The sequence below is a fragment of the Sandaracinus amylolyticus genome (assembly GCF_000737325.1).
Classification (GTDB): Bacteria; Myxococcota_A; Polyangia; order Polyangiales; family Sandaracinaceae; genus Sandaracinus; species Sandaracinus amylolyticus.
The window spans coordinates 7,173,067-7,190,850 of the sequence record NZ_CP011125.1; the positions used below are offsets into that span (position 1 = coordinate 7,173,067).

13 protein-coding genes are annotated in these 17,784 nt (G+C 73.0%); 7 read left to right on the forward strand and 6 right to left on the reverse strand.

Features of this window, described 5'->3' with window-relative positions:
• Positions 1–49: 49 nt before the first annotated feature.
• Both DB32_RS30450 and DB32_RS30455 read left to right on the forward strand, forming a co-directional pair.
• Positions 50–3,976 carry a VIT domain-containing protein gene (locus DB32_RS30450; protein WP_053236160.1) on the forward strand — a complete coding sequence of 1,309 codons (3,927 nt, stop codon included), beginning with the start codon at positions 50–52 and terminating at the stop codon, positions 3,974–3,976.
• Positions 3,973–5,772 carry a ligand-binding sensor domain-containing protein gene (locus tag DB32_RS30455; protein WP_053236161.1) on the forward strand — a complete coding sequence of 600 codons (1,800 nt, stop codon included), beginning with the start codon at positions 3,973–3,975 and terminating at the stop codon, positions 5,770–5,772. The genes DB32_RS30450 and DB32_RS30455 overlap by 4 nt, the downstream gene beginning before the upstream one ends.
• Here DB32_RS30455 and DB32_RS30460 read toward each other — a convergent pair whose 3' ends face one another.
• The gene (locus tag DB32_RS30460) at positions 5,773–8,316 is read right to left on the reverse strand and encodes a hypothetical protein (protein ID WP_053236162.1); all 2,544 of its coding nucleotides are present in this window, start codon (positions 8,314–8,316) and stop codon (positions 5,773–5,775) included. It abuts the gene before it with no gap.
• An 81-nt stretch (positions 8,317–8,397) separates the two neighbouring features.
• Here DB32_RS30460 and DB32_RS30465 point away from each other — a divergent pair, with 81 nt between their 5' ends.
• Positions 8,398–9,240, forward strand: a complete 843-nt coding sequence (locus DB32_RS30465; RefSeq protein ID WP_053236163.1) for an alpha/beta fold hydrolase — start codon at positions 8,398–8,400, stop codon at positions 9,238–9,240.
• Entirely contained in the window at positions 9,237–9,797 is a 561-nt protein-coding gene (locus DB32_RS30470; protein ID WP_053236164.1) for a TetR/AcrR family transcriptional regulator, read from the forward strand. Before DB32_RS30465 ends, DB32_RS30470 begins: the two co-directional genes overlap by 4 nt.
• Here DB32_RS30470 and nagZ read toward each other — a convergent pair.
• Complete coding sequence (gene nagZ / locus DB32_RS30475; protein ID WP_053236165.1) at positions 9,784–10,848, reverse strand: beta-N-acetylhexosaminidase; 1,065 nt, start codon at positions 10,846–10,848, stop codon at positions 9,784–9,786. The two genes, DB32_RS30470 and nagZ, sit on opposite strands and share 14 nt — an antisense overlap.
• Before the next feature lie 57 nt (positions 10,849–10,905).
• Between nagZ and DB32_RS30480 the strand changes: the two genes are divergently transcribed.
• Complete coding sequence (locus DB32_RS30480; protein ID WP_157069572.1) at positions 10,906–11,454, forward strand: hypothetical protein; 549 nt, start codon at positions 10,906–10,908, stop codon at positions 11,452–11,454.
• 6 nt (positions 11,455–11,460) lie between these two features.
• On the opposite strand, the gene DB32_RS45785 is transcribed toward DB32_RS30480, so the two are convergent.
• Positions 11,461–12,099, reverse strand: coding sequence for a hypothetical protein (locus DB32_RS45785; protein WP_053236167.1), 639 nt, complete (start codon positions 12,097–12,099; stop codon positions 11,461–11,463).
• Between the two features lie 247 nt (positions 12,100–12,346).
• Here DB32_RS45785 and DB32_RS30490 point away from each other — a divergent pair, with 247 nt between their 5' ends.
• Complete coding sequence (locus DB32_RS30490; protein WP_169791610.1) at positions 12,347–13,552, forward strand: OmpA family protein; 1,206 nt, start codon at positions 12,347–12,349, stop codon at positions 13,550–13,552.
• A 60-nt stretch (positions 13,553–13,612) separates the two neighbouring features.
• On the opposite strand, the gene cysN is transcribed toward DB32_RS30490, so the two are convergent.
• Entirely contained in the window at positions 13,613–14,914 is a 1,302-nt protein-coding gene (cysN, locus tag DB32_RS30495; RefSeq protein WP_053236169.1) for a sulfate adenylyltransferase subunit CysN, read from the reverse strand.
• A gap of 1 nt (position 14,915) precedes the next feature.
• Entirely contained in the window at positions 14,916–15,824 is a 909-nt protein-coding gene (gene cysD, locus DB32_RS30500; protein WP_053236170.1) for a sulfate adenylyltransferase subunit CysD, read from the reverse strand.
• Positions 15,825–15,993: 169 nt separating this feature from the next.
• On the opposite strand from cysD, the gene DB32_RS30505 reads away from it, so the two are divergent.
• Positions 15,994–16,749 (forward strand): hypothetical protein, encoded by a 756-nt coding sequence (locus DB32_RS30505; protein WP_157069574.1) that lies wholly within the window; start codon positions 15,994–15,996, stop codon positions 16,747–16,749.
• 6 nt (positions 16,750–16,755) lie between these two features.
• Here the strand turns inward: DB32_RS30505 and DB32_RS30510 are convergent, their stop codons facing one another.
• A complete protein-coding gene (locus DB32_RS30510; protein WP_053236172.1) occupies positions 16,756–17,751 on the reverse strand; it encodes a GlxA family transcriptional regulator in 996 nt (331 codons plus the stop codon).
• Between the last annotated feature and the right edge of the window lie 33 nt (positions 17,752–17,784).

Genomic DNA, 17,784 nt, shown 5'->3' on the forward strand with positions numbered 1-17,784 from the left:
GATGGTGCGTTTCGATCGGCGGGCCCGCGCGGCTCGGCCGCGACGGACGATGCTGCTCGCGTGGACGATCGGCGGGATCGCGCTGCTGCTCGATGGGTGCCCGACGCCCGCGAGCAACCCACGCGCGAGCACGACCGCCGCGAGCGCACACGAGCACGATCACTTCGTCGCGATCGAGGGCCACACGCCGCGCGAGATCGATCACCAGGCGCTGATCCGCGACGCGCTCGCGGGCGTGCCCGAGACCGACGACGGATCGATCGAGCATCGCGTCCCGGTGCGGCGCATCGCGATCCCGCATCCGCCGCGTGGCGGCAACGCGCGCTTCGACTGGGGCGGTGGACGACGCGGCTGGATCACCGCGCTGCCGAGCGAAGAGCTGCTCACGTCGGCGGCGTACGCGAACGGGCGCGTGTTCCTCGGCGGCGGCTTTGCCAGCCATCGTTTCTTCGCGCTCGACGCGTACGACGGCGAGCTCGCGTGGTCCGTCGCCGCGCCCGACGGCGGACCGAGCGCTGCGATCGTCGCGAACGATCGCGTGATCTTCAACACCGAGAGCTGCACGCTCTTCGTCGCCGACGCGGGCACGGGCGAGATCCGCTGGAGCCGCTGGCTCGGCGATCCCCTGATGAGCCAGCCTGCGGCCGCCGGCGGGCTCGTCGTGTCGGCGTATCCCGCGGACGGCGCCTACCGCTTCGGCGCGTTCCGCCTCGACGACGGCGAGCCGGTGTGGTCGACGGCGATCCCCGCCGACGTCATCCAGGCGCCGCAGATCGTCGGCGACTCGGTCTACTTCGCGACGATGGACGGCAGCGTGCTCGAGCTCGCGCTGCGGACCGGCGAGGTGCGCTGGTCGCGCGACGTCGGCGCGTCGAGCGCGGTGTGGGTCGATCGCGGATCGGTGCTGCTCGCGCGCCGTGTCGACATGCAGGAGCAGATCGTCGTGCTCTCCGCGCGCGACGGACGCGTCGCGCGCACGGGCGATCGGTTCGCCGCTCCGTACCTCTCGGGCCAGAGCCGCGATCGCGCGCTGGTGCACGCACAAGCGGGCGCGTGGGGCAACTTCCAGCACGGCGATCACCTCGGGCTGCGCAACGTCGCGGCGGGCTGGGCGTTCCAGGGATCGACGCCGACGGTCGCCGACGGTCGTGCGTACTTCGCGATCGGTGATGCGATCCTCGCGCGCGCGATCGACACCGGCGAAGAGGTGTGGCGCCGCACGTATGCGCGCGCCGGAGGCGCGCAGGCGCTGAGCCCGCCGGCGATCGTCGGATCGCTGCTGGTGTTCGGCACCGTCGACGGTCAGCTCGTCGCGACCGACGTCGACACGGGCATGACGATCTGGGCGTACGAGATCGGCGAGCCGATCGTGTTCCAGCCGATCGTCGCGCAGGGCTGGGTCTACGCGACCACCGCGCGAGGCAACGTGATCGGCCTCGAGGTCGGCGACGCGATGCTCGATGGCTGGCACATGTGGGGCGGCAACGAGCGCCACGCGGGCCCGGTCGAGACCGCGGGCACCGTCGATCCCGCGCTGCTCGCGAGCCTCGCGCGCCCGACGCGCGGGACGCTGCGCGCCGTCGCGCCCGCGGTCGCCGAGCCCGACGTCGATGGTGACGAAGGCGAGGTCGCGAGCGACGCGACGCCCGCCGCGATCCCGCCGCCCGCGCCCGAGCGCGATCTGCCGCTGCGCCGCACGTCGATCGACGCGCGCGTCTCGGGGTTCGTCGCCGAGGTCGAGGTCACTCAGGAGTTCGTCAACGACGGCGACGCGCCGATCGAGGCGGTCTATCTCTTCCCGCTGCCCGTCGACGCCGCGGTGGACGCGATGGAGATGCGCATCGGCGAGCGCGTGGTCCGCGGGCGCATCCAGGGGCGCTCGCAGGCACGCCGCACCTACGAGGAAGCGCGCGCGACCGGACGGCGCGCGGCATTGTTGGAGCAGCAACGACCCGACCTGTTCGCGCAGCGCGTCGCGAACCTCATGCCCGGTGATCGCATCGAGGTGCGCCTGCGCTTCGTGCAGCCGCTGCCCTTCGAGTCGGGTCGCTACGAATTCGCGTTCCCGCTCGCGGCGCCGCGCCGCTTCGATCCGAGCGATGCGAGCGCCGTCGCGCAGCAGCCCGAGGAGCCCGACGCGCGCGCCATCTCGATGTCGCTCGCGATCGACGCCGGCCTCCCGATCGGCACGATCGAGTCGCCGACCCACGACGTCGCGATCGAGCGCGGCGCGCGCCCGTCGATCGCGAGCGTGCGGCTCGAGGGCGAGCGGGTCCCGAACCGCGACTTCGTGCTGCGCTACACGCTGGGCGGCGACGCGCCGCGCGCGACGGTGCTCGCACATCGCGGCGCGGAGGAAGGCTGGCTCACGCTGCTCGTGCAGCCGCCCGACGCGCCTGCCGACGAGACGATCGCGCCGCGTGATCTCGTGTTCGTCGTCGACGCGTCGAGCTCGATGCGCGGCCGTCCGAGCGAGCAGGCGCGCGCGCTGGTGCATCGTGCGATCGGCGCGCTCCGCGCGGGCGACACCGTCGACGTGATCGGCTTCGCGGATCGTGTGGTGCGGATGGGCGAGCACGCCGCGGGTGATGCCGACGCGACGGCGCGCGCGGACGAGTTCCTCGCGCAGCTGCGCACCGTCGGCGCGACGCGCATGGTCCCGGCGATCGAGGAGGCGCTCGATCGTGCGAACGCCGCGAGCGTGCGTGCGCCCGGCCGCGTGCCGCTCGTGGTGCTCGTCACCGACGGCTACATCGCGAACGAAGCGGAGGTGCTCCGCGCGATCGCGACGCACCTCGGCGCGAGCCGCGTGTACGCGCTCGGCGTGGGGAGCTCGCCGAACCGGTTCCTGCTCGAGCGCAGCGCGGAGGTCGGGCGCGGTCGCGCGCTGATCACGACGCTCGGCGAGGACGCGGCGCGCGCAGCCGATCGCTTCCACGCGTGGATCGATCGTCCGGTGTTCACCGACGTCGAGATCGACTGGGGCGGGCTCGACGTGCAGGACGTCCATCCGACGCGCGTCCCCGATCTCTTCGCGGACCGCCCGGTGGTCGTGAACGCGCGCTTCGTGCGCGGCGGGCGCGCGACGGTGCGCGTGCGCGGATCGGTGAACGGCCGTCGCCACGAGCGCGCGATCGACGTGACGCTTCCGAGCGAGCCCACGCCCGATGGTCCGCATGCATCGCAGGAGTCGCTCTGGGCGCGCGCGGCGATCGGGGATCGCATTCGTCGTCTCGAGGTGCGCGACGACGAGGATCTCGTGCGCGAGGTGACCGAGCTCGGCCTCGCGCACCACGTCGTGACGCCGTTCACCTCGTTCGTCGCGGTCGAGGAGACGCCGGCCGAGCCGAGCGAAGGCGAGCCCGAGGCCGAGGTGCGCGCGACCGTGAGCCCGGCGCGCGCGCTGCCGGGCGACCCCGAGATCCGCATCCCCGCGCCGCCCGACGCGCGCGCGGTCACGGTGATCCTGCCGTTCGGCGAGACGATCGACGCGCGCTGGGAGCCCGCGATCGATCGCTGGACCGCTCGCTTCCTCATCCCGCGCGACGCCGCCGAGGGCACGTTCCCGATCGAGATCCTCGTCACGCACGCGGACGGGCACGCGGAGGAGCTGCGCGTCTTCTACACCGTCGACGCGAGCGCGCCCGAGGTGGCGATCGAGCTCGACGGCGAGGCGCGCCCCGGCGCGACGATCACGGTGCGCGCGCGGCAGGTGATCACCGAGGCGGATCTCGCGCAGGTGGGACGGCGCGCGATCGATCCGCAGCGCGCGCAGCTCCTCGCCGACGTGCGGCGCGTCGAGGTGCGCGCGCCCGGCGGTGCTCCGGTCGCGCTCGTGCTCACCGGACCCGGCACGTGGGAGGGCGCGCTGCGCGTGCCCGACGACGCCGAGGGCACGATGACGCTCGAGCTGTTCGTCGCGGACCTCGCCGCGAACGTGTCGACGCGGCGCGTGCCGGTGGAGATCGCGCGATGAGGCTCGTCGTCGTCGTCGCCGTGCTCGCGCTCGCATGCGTCGCGCGCGCGCAGCCGCGGCTCGAGGTGGTCGAGACGATCGGCGCGACGGGCGACGTCCACGACGTCGCGGTGATGCCCGACGGACGCGTGCTCGCCGCGACGTCGGGGGGGCTCGTCGTGATCGAAGGCGGGCGCGTGGCGCGCACGATCACGAGCGCGGACGGCCTGCCGGGCACGCGCCTCCGCGCGCTCGACGTGATCGACGGTGCGATCTGGGCGGCGTCGATCGAGGGCGTCGCCGAGCTCGACGGCGCGCTGAGCGTGACGCGCACGATCGCGATCGCGCGCGCGCGCCGCGTCGTCCGCGCGCACGGCGCGCTCTGGATCGCGACCTACGGGGACGGGCTCTTCCGTGTGCGCGACGGCGCGCCCGAGCCGGTGACGCTCGGCAGCGATCCGGCCTACGCACGACAGACCGACGCGCTCGCGCGACCCGATGGGCTGTGGATCGCGACCGCGGGGCGCGGAGTGGTGCGGCTCGACGCGAACGGCGTGATCCGCGGGCGTATCCGCCAGGCGCAGGGCCTATCCCACGATCTCGTGTGGGACCTCGAGCCCGACGGAGACGACGTGCTCGTGGCGACGCTCGCCGGCGTGTCGCGTGTGACGGCGGACGGAGCGATCACGGCGCGCGCCGACGAGACGCGCGCGGCGCAGCGGCTCGCGGTGCGTGACGTTCGGACGATTCGTCGCGCTGGTGCTCGCACGATCGTCGCGAGCTGGGGCGGTGGCGTCGCGGAGCTCGACGGCTCGCGCGCGCGTCCGGTCCGAGGCGCGTCGACGCGCGCACGCGCGGTCGTCGCGCAGGGCGACCTCACGTGGATCGCCGACGACGCGGGCCTGACGCGCGTCGAGCGCGGTGTCGCGCAGCGCGTGCTCGGTGGCGGGCTGCCCAGCGCGGATCTCACCGCGCTGGCGCGCTTCGAGGGCGCGATCTGGATCGGCACGTTCGATCGCGGCCTCGCGCGGATGGACGCGAGCGGACGCATCGAGCCGGTGCGCGTCGCGATCGATCGCTGGCGCGTCGATCCGCGCATCAACGATCTCGCGGTGACGCGGGGCGCGGAGGGCGCGCGCCTGTGGATCGCGACCGACCGTGGGCTGTTCGTGCACGACGGTCGCCGCTTCGTGCCGATCGACGATCCCGAGGGCCCGGGCGATGGGCACGTGACCGCGCTGCACGTCGATCGACACGGCGCGCTCTGGGCTGCGACCTCGCGCGTGCTCGCGCGCCGCGACGGTGATCGCTGGCAGCGGTGGAGCGGTGACGACGCGATGCCGATCGCACAGCTGCACGCGGTGACCACCGACGCGCGCGGGACGGTGTGGGTCGGGAGCCTCCACGGGCTCTTGCGCTTCGACCCGAGCACGGGTCGCTTCGCGCGCGAGTCGGTGGCGACCGGTGCGCTGCCGGTCGACTGGGTGACCGCGGTCGCGCCGTGGCGCGGCGGGCTGCTCGCGGGCACCTATCACGGCGGGCTCGTGACCCACACGAGCGGGCGCTTCGTGATCGAGCGCGAGGGCGCGACGCTGCCCTGTGGATGGATCAACCCCCACGCGATCGAGACGCGCGGCGAGCGCGCGTGGGTGGGCACGCTCGAGGGCGGTCTGCTCGTCGGCGCGCCCGGCGCGTGGTCGCGTATCGGGCGCGACGAGGGCATGCCGGGCGACGACGTGACCGACGTGCTCGCGATCGACGAGCACGAGGCGTGGATCGCGACGCGTGCGGGGCTCGCGCGCGTGCGCGTCGAGTGATCAGCCGCGCACCACCGGCACCTGCGCGTCGAGCAGATAACCCTCTTCCACCGTCTTCACGACGTCGCGCAGGCCCATCTTGCGCAGCGTGGAGATCGCGACGCGCACGCGGTGCGCGCCCGCATCGGCGCGCATCTTCTCGCCCGGCCAGCCCGCTTCGATCAGCACGTCCCACGAGACCGCGCGCCCCGGCGCGCTCGCGTGCTCGAGCGCGAGCCGATCGAGGATGCGCCGCAGCGGCTTGCGCGTCGCGAGCTCTACGCGCGCTCCATCGCCGACGCGGAACCACGAGCCCGCATCGCCGATCCGGAGCGCGTCCGCGCGCTCCGGAGGCTGCGATCGTGCGCTCGGCGCGCGGAGCCGCGCGATCAACGTCATCGCGAGCGACGCCGACGCGTCGCGCTCGAGCGCCGAGCCGACGCTCGCCTCCACGGCGTCGACCAGCGTCCAGAGCGAGGCGTCGGTCGCGCTCGTGATCCGAGCCCTCGCCGCCACGAGGAGCGCGCGCGCCGCGGCGTCGCGACCGGCGAGCGTCTCGATGCGCGCGAGCACGCACGTGAAGAAGACCTCGAGCGCCGCGTCGCCGTCCTCCAGCGCCGCGCGAGCGCCTTGCACGAGCAGGCGCGCCTCCGCGCGATCACCGCGCTCCGCGTGGACCACGCCGAGCAGACCGGCGACGATCGCCTCGAGCGTCACGAAGCCACCGGTCGCGAGCTCCGCGATCGCGTCTCGATACGCCCTCTCCGCACCGTCGACGCGGCCCTCGAGGTGATCGGCGAGACCGCACAACGCTCGCGCGACCGCGTGCCCGCGACGATCGTGGAGCGCCCCCGCGAGCTCACGGGCGACCGCGAGGTGCGCGCGCGCATCGTCGAGGCGTCCGTCCGAGAGCTCCACGAGCGCGAGCCTTCGCCGGATCGTGCCCTCGAGCTGGACGGAGCGGCCCGCACGCGCCCGCGCGCGCTCGAGCGCGTCACGCGTCGCCTCGCGATCACCGCGTGCCCGACCGAGCGCTGCGCGCGCGATCCACCCTCGCGCCGCGGCGCCGGGATCGCCGATCGCGATCGCACGATCGATCGCGGACGAAGCGCGCTCGAGGTCTCCGCGCTGCGCCGCGATGCGCGAGACCGCGAGCAGCGCGTGCGCCTCGACGGCCGCATCGCCGGTGTGATGCGCGAGCACGAGCGCCTCACCGAGATCCCGCTCCGCGCCCGTCACGTCGCCTCGCTGTCGTCGCAGCGCGCCGCGCACCAGGAGGCCGCGCGCCTGCAGCCGCGGATCGGCGCCCGAGCCCGCCGTGACCTCGAGCGCGCGCTCGAGGTGTCGCGCGTAGAGCTCGAGCGGTCCGCGCACCGAGAGCACCGGCGCGAGCGCGACCAATGCGCGCAGCGCGAGCTCCGCGATCCGCGCGCTCACCGTGCCGCGACCGAGGATGCGCTCCACCACCGCGAGCAGGTTCTCGCGCTCGAGCGCGAGCCGTGCGCGGGCCTCGTCGCCGTCGCGCGTCTCCACGCTCGCCGCCCAGAGCTCGGCCTGCTCGACGAAGTGCTTCGCGTGGCGCGCCTCGAGGTCGCGCGCGCCCTCACCGACGCCGCGCGTCGCGTACGCGCGCACGCTCTCGTACAGCGAGAGCCGCAGCTCGCCGTGCTCGATCGACTGCGCGCGGATCATCGACTTCGCGCGCAGCGCGGCGACCACGTCGATCACCGCAGGCGCGCCGGGCGCGCTCGTCACGACGACGGCCTCCGCCGCGTCGATCCCGAACCCACCGCGGAACACCGTGCACTGCGCGAGCACGTCGCGCTCCCAGGGCTCGAGGATCTCCCACGACCACGCGAGAGACGCCTCGAGCGCGCCGTGGCGCCCGCCCCTTCCGGGGCGTCGCAGGATCTCGAAGCGGCTCCGCAGCCGATGCAGCAGCGCGGCCGGTCCCATCACCGCGAGGCGCGCGGCGGCGAGCTCGATCGCGAGCGGCACGCGATCGAGCTCGCGCACGATCTCCGCGAGCACCCTCCGCTCGTCATCGCTCGGCGCGTAGCCGTGCCGCTGCGCGCGCGCCGCATCGACGAACAGCGCGATCGCATCGTCGTCGGTCGCGAGAGGCCCGACCTCGTACGCGATCTCGCCCGCCATCTGGAGCCGCTCGCGCGAGACCGCGAGCACCACGAGCTCGGGCGCCGCCGCGAGCCACTCCGCGATGCGCGCCGCCGCGCCGGGAACGCGATCGAGCGGATCGAGCACCAGGCGAAGCGGACCTCGCGCGGCGATCGCGCGCGCGGGCCACGACGTCCCGCGCGTCTTTCCGCCCGGTCCGGCGTCGAGCGACGACGCGACGACGTCCGCGAGCGCCTCGACGCTCGTCGCATCGTCGAGATCGCAGAGCACGACGTCGAGATCGCCTGCCGACACGCGCTGCGCGAGCGCGCTCTTCCCGATGCCGCCGAGGCCCGTGATCGTGACCAAGCGCTCGCCGCGGGCGAGCAACGCCTCGACCTCCGCGAGCTCGCGCGCGCGGCCCACGAACGCTTCGGAAGGAGGCGGCATGCGGCCCGCAGTCTACGTCCGGCGCACGTCGTTCTTTCGCCCGCGCTTGACGCTAACACCGTTAGCTAACATCATTAGCTCATGACCACGACACACTTCGCGCAGCGCTCGGAAGGCCGCCTCGCCTACGTCGACCAGGGCCCGTCGACCGCGCCCGCCGTCCTCTGTCTCCCGTCGCTCGGCGACACCCGCGCGCAGTACCGTCGCATCGCACCGCGCCTGCTCGACACCGGCGCGCGCGTGCTCGCCGCCGATCTGCGCGGCCACGGCGAGAGCGACGCGACCTTCGCGCGGCACGACGTGCGCGATCTCGCCGACGACCTCGTCGCGGTGCTCGACGCCGCGCGCGTCGAGCGCGCGGTCATCGCGGGCAGCTCGATCTCGGGTGCGGCCGCGCTCCTGGCCGCGGCGCGCCACCCCGAGCGCATCGCGGGCCTGCTCCTGCTCGGCCCGGTCGCGCGCGACCTCCCGCTCCGGCGCGTGCTCCGCCCGCTGTTCCGCCCGCTCTTCGGAGCGCCCTGGGGCCCGACGCTGTGGAGCGCGTACTACCGATCGCTCTTCAAGCGACACGTGCCCGAGGATCTCGACGCGCACCGCGCGACGTTGCGCGCGATGCTCGGCGATCGCGCGCGCCGTCACGCGCTCGTCGAGCTCCTCCGCAGCGATCGTCGCGACGTCGAGCAGTCGATGAGCGCGGTGCGCGCGCCGGTCGCGATCGTCATGGGCAGCGCCGATCCCGACTTCCCCGATCCGCGCGCCGAGGTCGCCGCGCTCGAGCGCGCGCTCACCGCGACGCGGGTGCGCACCACGACGCTCGAAGGCGTCGGTCACTACCCGCACCTCGAAGATCCCGACGCGGTGCTCGCCGCGTATCGCGCGCTCGTCGCGGGCGCGTCGCGCACGGTCGAGGGGGTCGCGTCGTGAGGTCGTCGCGCACCGACGAGGTCGTCGACGTCGCGATCGCGCTCGTCGAGGCGGAAGGCGAGGAGGGGCTCGGCTGGAACCGCGTCGCGCGCGCGCTCGGGGTCAAGCCGCCCTCGCTCTACAACCACGTCGAGAGCGGCGCAGACCTCCGACGTCGTGTCGCGATCCGCGGTTGGGAGCGCTGGGAGGACGACGCACGCCGCGCGATCGCGAGATCACGCGGACCTCGCGCGCAGCTGCGCGCGCTCGCGACCAGCTACCGCACGTTCGCGCACGAGCACGGCGCGCTCTTCGCGGTGCTCGGGAGCACGCGCATCGCGCCCGACGATCCCGACTTCCGACCGGTCGCGGGGCGCCTCCTCGCGCTCTTCGAGGCGCCACTCGCCGAGCTGGGCGTGCCCGCGGCCAAGCGCGTCCACGCGATCCGCACGGTGCGCTCGATCGTGCACGGCTTCGTGCACCTCGAGGCCGCGGGACAGCTCGCGATGGACGCCTCGATCGACGCGTCGTTTCGCTACGCGATCGAGCTCCTCCTCGACGGGCTCACGTCGGAGTGAGCGCGCGCTCGATCTCGGCGCCGCCCGCAGCGTCGATGCGCGCGAGCACGTCGGGCGCCGGGCGCGGCACGCGAGGCAGCGCATCCACCCGTCGCGCCGCGACGTCGAGCCGCTCCGCGAACGCGTCGTCGCGCTCCGCGCGCGCGACCAGCGCCGCGTGGGCCTCGATCACTCGCTCCGGCGTCGCGCACACCAGGAGCGCGTCGCAGCCCGCGTCGATCGCGCGCACCGCGGAGCCCGCGACGCCCCAGCGATCGGCGACCGCCTTCATCTCGAGATCGTCGCTCACGATCACTCCGTCGTAGCCGAGCTCGCCGCGCAGCACGCCTTCGATCACCGCGCGCGAGAGCGTCGCAGGGACGGTGGGATCGATCGCGTCGAACACGACGTGCGCGGTCATGATCGTCGGCACCTTCGCGCGCGCCGCACGGAAGGGCGCGAGCTCCACGCGATCCAGCCGCGCGCGGTCGTGCGCGATGCGCGGCAGCGCGAGGTGACTGTCGAGATCCGTGTCGCCGTGCCCCGGGAAGTGCTTGCCGCACGCGAGCACGCCCGCGTCGCCGAGCCCTTCCGCGAACGCGAGCGCGTGTCGGATCACCACGTCCGGCTCGCGCCCGAACGAGCGATCGCCGATCACCGGGTTCGCGGGGTTCGTGTCGACGTCGAGCACCGGCGCGAAGTCCACGCCGATCCCGAGCGCGCGCAGCTGCGTCCCGAGCACGCGCGCGGCGCGGCGCGTGAGCGCGACGTCGTCGCGCGTCCCCAGCACGCGCATCGGCGGCAGCTTCACGAACGGCGCGCCGAGGCGCGCGACGCGCCCACCTTCTTGATCGATCGACACGAGCGGCACGTGCCCCGCGCCGAACGCGTCGTGCACCGCGTCGATCACCGCCGCGATCTCGGTGATCGTACCGAGGTTGCGCTTGAACAGGATCACGCCCCCGAGCGCACCCTCGGCCGCGAGCGCCGCGAGCGGCGCCGGGAGCACGCGGCCCGGGAACCCCACGATCAACACTCGCCCCGCAGCCCTTCGGATCGCGTCGTTCGTCACGCGCGCACTCTACCTCGCGCTGTTCGCGGCGCGCGCGGGGACTATCTCGACGACGTGGTGTCTCGCGAGATCGAGCTCTTCGTCGAGCCCGCTCCGTCGGCCGGGTACCGCGATTCGCCGCGCGCGGGGACGCTGCGGATCGAGCACACGTGGCGCGACGCAGCGGCGTGGCGTGGGGCACCGGCCGCGCTGCCTTGGCTCGGCGTCGGCATCGCGCTCGGTGCGCTCGGCGTGCGCGCCGGTGGCGACGATCCGCGCGCGTCGCTCGCGCTGCTCGGCATCGTCGCGGCGTGGCTCTCGCTCACCGTGCTCTTCGCGTGGGAGGTCCTGGCGCGGCTCGTGAACCGCACGCGCATCACCTTCGATCAGCGCGCGCTGCGGGTCGTCCACGGGCCCGTTCCGCTCGCGACGCTGCGCTCGTTGCGCATCGTGCGCAGCGAGATCGCGGCGTTCTTCGTCGAGCCGAGAAGGACCGAGCGCGGCGAGCTCGTGCACCACGTCGCCGTCGAGACGGTCGCCGGCGTGCGGACGACGCTGCTCGCGCTCGCCTGCGCGCGACGCGCGGTGACGGTGCGCGACGCCCTCGCGCGACACCTCGCGGCGTGATCGCGGTCAGCGCACGAGCCAGGGCTCGCCCTCGCAGGAGCGCGCCGCGAGCTGCCGCACCGCGTCCGCCACGAAGCGCCGGTTGCGCGTGATCGCCTCGTCGGTGAGCGCGCCTTCGTTCACCAGCAGCGCGGTCTCGACCCCCCAGACCTCGCGCTCCGGATCGCGATGGAACACGACCGTCGCGTTCGGCACGAACTCCATGCCGCGCATGCAGCACACGTCGTCCTCGCAGGTCACTCCGTCGCCGTCGGGCCCCGCCGCGATCGACAGCCGCGCGCGCAGATGATCGACGAGCCATCGCGCGCCGAGCCCGCACGTGCGCGCCGCGAGCGCGCTCGCTTCCGGCGGATACGGCGGGTCGTCACCGCGATCGTCCTCGCTCTTCGCGAACACGATCCCGTCGTGCGCCGCGACGATGCGCCCGCCCTCGCCCGCGAGCCACGCGCGCACCTCGCGCGCCAGGCTCTCGTCGTCGGCGACGTCGCGCGTCGTGCCCTCGGGCAGCCAGCTCGTGTCGCACGTCCCCGCGATCACGCGCGGCGCGCTCGGCGCCGACTCGGCGCCTGCCGACACGACCGGCGGGCACTCGCGCTCCGCCTCTCCTCCGCCACACGCGGAGAGCAGCACGCTCCACAGGGCCACGCGCGCGATCGATCGTCCTCGTGATGTCGTCGGCATCGTCGCTCGCTATCACGCCGCGACGACGACGACGAGCACCGCGCGTCACGGCCCTCCGGGATCCAACGCCACTCGCGTGAGCACGCCACGTCGCGCGCAGAGGCTCGCCGTGCGGAGGCGCGGAGCTTGCGAACGCGAGCCGGCGAGCTCGCGGTCGGGTCGATTCCGATCGAGGCACGAGGCCACGCGAGCCGCGCGAAGAGGAGTCGTCATGAGGAGAAACGTGCATCGCGTGATCGCGGGCGTGGTGAGCAGCCTCGCGATGTCGATCGTCGTGGCGGCGAGCCCGTCGCGCGCCGAGGCCCAGGACGTCGAGGTCGACGAGCCGTGGTTCTTCGTGATCGACGGAATGGTCTCGGGTCCGATCAACGATCTCGCGACCGAGCAGTTCGACGTCGGCGGCAGCGGCGCGCTCGGCGGCTACCGCTCGTTCGCGCCCGAGATCGCGTTCGGTCTGCGGCTCGGCGGAGGCGCGCTGAGCCCCGGCGAGGTCATCGTGCAGGACCCCGTCGATCGCGGCTGGCTCGAGTTCGGACAGCTCAGCGCGAGCATGCGCGTGCGCCCGCTCGCGCGGCTGATGAACGGCCGGCGCGGCACCGGGCTGTGGATCCAGACCGGCGTCGGGCCGTGGCTCGTCGACGGCGACGTGATGCCGGTGTTCGACGCGGGCCTCGGCTACGGCTTCGAGCTCGGCCCGATCGTGCTCTCGCCGATGGGCCAGTTCACGCACATCGTCGAGACCGGCGATCGATTCGGACAGGGCTTCGTGCTCGTGTGGAACGGCGGCATCGAGATCGCGTTCCTCGACGAGGCGCGCACGAGGCCTCCCGAAGGCGCGCTCGACATGAAGCCGTCGTCGGAGCTCGCGAGCGGTCCGCCGCCCGCGCCGATCGAGCGCGAGGCGCCGCCGCCGGCCGTCGCGCCCGAGCCGCTCCCCGAGGAGGAAGACGTCGCGCAGCCGTTCGTGAACGACCAGCTCGTGATCGACGAGCGCGTGTTCTTCGACTTCGATCGCTGGGAGCTGCGCGAGACCGGCATGGAGCAGCTCGACGAGGTCGCGCGGCGCTACGAGGAGAGCGGCGACCGCTGGGCCGCGCTGGTGATCAGCGGGCACGCCGATCGCCGCGGTCCCGAGGACTACAACGTCGATCTGAGCCGCAAGCGCGCCGAGGCGGTGCGTCGTTACCTCTCCGCGCGCGGCGTGCCCGAGGAGATCGTCGAGATCGAAGCGTGGGGCGAGACGCGCCCCGAGATCCCCGACCCGGAGAGCGAGTACGACCACCAGGTCAATCGCCGCGTGCAGTTCGACATCGTCTGGCGCGAGGGCATGGAGCCCGAGGGCGTCGCGCCCGATCGTCCGCCGCCGGAGCCCGACTACGTCGATCCCGCACCGCCCCACGTGCGCGAATCCGAGTGACGGAACGAAAACGCCCTCCCCGCACGTGATGCGGAGAGGGCGTTCTCGCGTGTCGTCTGGTCAACGAGGCTCGGAGAGCAGCATCCCCGCGGCGACGGTCGCGTTCGTGCTCTCGTCGACGAGGACGAACGAGCCCGTCGTGCGGTTGCGGCGGTACTCGTCGTAGAAGAGCGGCGCCGTCGTGCGCAGCTGGATGCGGCCGATGTCGTTCAGCCCGAGGCTCGGCACGCTCTCGTTGCGGTGCAGCGTGTTCACGTCGAGCTTGTACGAGATGTTCGTGACCATCGCGCGCACCCAGCGCGTCGTGTGCTTCAGCGCGAGGCGCGACTTCGGCGTCAGCGGCTGGTCCGCCATCCAGCACACCATCGCGTCGAGGTCCTGACCGACGACCGGCTTGTTGCTCGGACGGCAGAGCATGTCGCCGCGCGAGACGTCGAGCTCGTCCTCGAGGTGCACGATCACGCTCATCGGCGAGAACGCTTCGTCGACGGGCCCGTCGAACGTCTCGATCTTCTTGATGCGGGACGTGAACCCGCTCGGCAGCGCGACGACCTCGTCACCCGGCTTGAGGATCCCGCCCGAGACCACGCCCGCGTAGCCGCGATAGTCCGGGTGCTCGGCGCTCTGCGGGCGGATCACCCACTGCACCGGGAAGCGCACGTCGATCATGTTGCGGTCCGACGCGATGTGGACCGTCTCGAGGTGGTGCAGCAGCGGCGCGCCCTGGTACCAGGGCATGTTCTCGCTGCGCGTGACCACGTTGTCGCCGTGCAGCGCGCTCACCGGGATGAACGCGATGTCCTGCACGTCGAGCTTGCTCGCGAAGTTGCGGAACTCCGCCTCGATCTTCCGGAACACGCCCTCGTCCCAGCCGACGAGGTCCATCTTGTTCACCGCGAACACGATGTGCGGGATGCGCAGCAGCGACGCGATGAACGAGTGGCGGCGCGACTGCTCGACGAGCCCCTTGCGCGCGTCGACGAGCACGATCGCGAGGTTCGCGGTGCTCGCACCGGTCACCATGTTGCGCGTGTACTGGATGTGCCCGGGCGTGTCCGCGATGATGAACTTGCGGCGCGGCGTCGCGAAGTATCGATAGGCGACGTCGATGGTGATGCCCTGCTCGCGCTCGGCGCGCAGACCGTCGGTGAGCAGCGCGAGGTTCGTGTACTCGTCGCCGCGACGGCGCGAGACGTCCTCGACGTGCTGGAGCTGGTCCTCGAAGATCGACTTCGTGTCGTAGAGCAGTCGCCCGATCAGCGTGCTCTTGCCGTCGTCGACGCTGCCGCACGTGGAGAAGCGGAGGAGCTCCGCGCCCTCCTCCATCGCGATCGGCTCGCGCGAGATCAGATCGCCGCTCATCTCAGAAGTACCCTTCCTTCTTGCGATCTTCCATGGCGGCCTCGGTGAAGCGATCGTCGGCGCGCGTCGCGCCGCGCTCGGTCACGCGCGACGCGGCGACCTCTTCGATCACCTCCTCGATCGTCCTCGCGCCCGAGCGGACCGCGCCGGTGCAGCTCATGTCGCCGACGGTGCGGAAGCGGACGATCTCGCGGAAGAACCTCTCGCCCGGCAGCAGCTCGGTGAAGTGCGCGCGCGAGTAGAGCATCCCGTCGCGCTCGAACACCTCGCGCTCGTGCGAGTAGTAGATGCTCGGGATCTCGAGCTTCTCCTCGCGGATGTACGCCCAGACGTCCAGCTCGGTCCAGTTGGAGATCGGGAACACGCGGAAGTGCTCGCCCTTGCGGAGCCGCGTGTTGTAGAGGTTCCACAGCTCCGGCCGCTGGTTCTTCGGGTCCCACTGCCCGAACTCGTCGCGGTGGCTGAAGATGCGCTCCTTCGCGCGCGCTCGCTCTTCGTCGCGGCGCGCGCCGCCGATCGCGGCGTCGAACTGGTGCTCTTCGATCGCGTCGAGGAGCGTCGTCGTCTGCAGGCGATTGCGCGACGCGCGCGGGCCCTTCTCCTCGACGACGCGGCCCTTCGCGATCGACTCCTCGACGCTCGCGACGATCAGGCGCTCTCCGAGCTCCTTCACGCGGCGATCACGGAACTCGATCGCCTCCGGGAAGTTGTGCCCGGTGTCGACGTGCATGATCGGGAAGGGGAAGCGCGCGGGGCGGAACGCCTTCTCCGCGAGCCGCAGCAGCACGATCGAGTCCTTGCCGCCGGAGAAGAGCAGGACCGGGCGCTCACGCTCGGCCGCCATCTCGCGGAGGATGTGGACCGCCTCGGCCTCGAGCGCCTTGAGGTGTCCGAGCTGATAGGAGATCATTCGCCTCTCTTCGCGAGCCCCGGAGATACCGCCAGAACGGGTGCGAGGCAAGTCGTCACAGAATTCTCGCGTCGGAATATGCGGGAATCGTGATCCTCCGTGTTTGCGCCGCGTCCGCGGCGACGCCAATAAGCGCGCGCCGCCCGTGTGGGCGCGCTCGGAGGTCGTCGTGTCGCCACGCTCGAAGGTCTGGTCAGCGGCGCTCGTCGCCGCGTTGTGCTCGCTCCTCGCGCGGTCCGCGGCGCACGCCGACGACGGCGCGGGCGCGTTCCGTCTCGCGCTCTCGACGGAGCTCTTCGGCTTCTCGCACCAGAGCGTGCGCGCTCCCGGCGCCCCCGACGCGCACGAGACCGGACAGATCCGCGTCGGCCTGCTCACGCCGCGCTTCGCGCTGGACGTCGGCGTCGTGATCGTGCCGCTCGTGTCGGTCGGCCTGAGCGTCGGGCTCGCGTACTTCGACACCTCGAGCGGGGCGACCACCGCGCAGACGTTCGACTGGTACGCCACGCCGTGGGTCGAGCTGACGCTCTCGTCGCCCGACGACGCGATCCGACCCTACGCACGCGCGGTGATCGGCACGAACGGGTTCTACCAGACGGTGCACACGCGCGGCAGCACGACGAGCGGCGAGGCCACGCGCGTGCAGCTCACGACGGGCGCGACCATCGGCGCGCACCTGTTCGCGACCGACGACTTCTCGCTCTCGCCGAACGTGTCGGTGCTCCATCGAGTGGGCGACCAGAGCTCGGGCGGGATCGATCCGGAGACGCTGAGCATCGAGCACGTCGAGGTCCTGCTCGGGATCACGATCGGCGCGTGGCTCGGTGGTCGTGCATCGGAGCCGCAGGCGGAAGGGGTCGATGACACGCGCGCGGACGAGTCGCCGCGAGAGGACCCCTCGGTGCAGGGCGCGGCAGCGCACTGATCGCGCTCAACGCAGCCCGAAGCGCGCGCGGTACTGCGTCGGCGTGAGCTCGGTGTGCGCGCGGAAGAGGCGCGCGAACGAGCGAGCGTCGACGTAGCCCACGCGCGCGACGATCTCGTCGACCGGCGCGCGCGTGCTCTCGAGCAGCGACTTCGCGGCCTCGAGCCGCACGAGGCGGAGGTACGCCATCGGGGTCTCGCCCGTCGCGTCGAGGAAGCGGCGCTGTAGGGTGCGGGGCGTGACCGCGAGCGCCGCGGCGATGCGCTCGAGCGAGAGCGCGTGATCCGCGTGGTGCGCTTCGATCCAGCGCTGGGCGCGCACCGCGAGCTCGTCGCCGTCCTCGACGCGATGCGCGGGGACGAGGTACGGCGACTGCGTCTCGCGGTTCTTGTCGAACGCGATCGCCTTCGCGGTGCGCGCCGCGATCTCGACGCCCGCGTGCCGCTCGACGACGTAGAGCGCGAGGCTGAGCGCCGCGCTCACCGTGCCGGCCGTCACGATCTCGCCCTCGTCGACGATCACGCGCGAGAGCTCGAGCTCGACGTCGGGATAACGCGCTGCGAATGCGCGCGCGTAGAGTGGGTTCGTCGTCGCACGCCGCCGCGCGAGCAGCCCGGCCTCGGCGAGGAAGAACGCGCCGGTGCACACCGACGCGACGCGCGCGCTCGGGCGCTCGGCGAGCCACGCGATCGCGTCGCGCTCCGATGCGAGCGTGCGCTCGGGGTCGATCACCGGCGCGCACACCAAGAGATCGCCGCGCCATGCCGAGAGCGCGACGTCGACCGCGACTCGCCGCGCGGTGAACGTCTCCGCGCCGATGCGCGGCGCGACGACCGCGACCTCGAAGCGCCGCGAGCCGCCCGCCATCGCGACGAGTCGATCCGCGATCGCGAGGACCTCGACGAAGCCCGCCACCGCGAACTCGAGGCACCCGTCGAGCGCGAGCACGCCCACCCGCAGCGTTTCGTCGCGCACGGCCCCGACTTCGTCGCTCCTCGCCATGTCTCGAACGTCCTCCGCGCCGCAGCGTAGAGC